This window comes from Vibrio sp. 704 (genome assembly GCF_033339295.1).
This window is the reverse complement of sequence record NZ_JAWOUH010000903.1, coordinates 1-237: the sequence shown is the minus strand read 5'-3', so window position 1 is coordinate 237 and position 237 is coordinate 1. Positions and strand designations below refer to the sequence as shown.

Annotated in this window: 1 protein-coding gene; it reads right to left on the bottom strand. The window is 39.2% G+C overall.

The features are described 5' to 3' along the window. Positions 1–146: Crl family RNA polymerase assembly factor (locus tag R7R24_RS29785; RefSeq protein ID WP_318120599.1), on the bottom strand; the 146-nt coding region annotated here is incomplete at its 3' end. Between the last annotated feature and the right edge of the window lie 91 nt (positions 147–237).

Here is a 237-nt window from a genome sequence, read left to right as displayed (position 1 = left end):
GGTGACTTTTTGTCGTCTACACAAACAGATAGACAATCAAAATAGTAGCGCCCTTCTTGTGATTGCGGTTCACGCAGGTAAGGCCCAATGGCCTTCAGCTTTGACATCAAGCGAAAGTGTGTTGGACCCTGAGTCGTCTCTGACATATGAATCTCCGTTTCCATATAGTTAAAGTAAACACCCAATAATGATTATTATTTTTTATTATCATGAGCTTATTTTTTGCTCAGGTATATC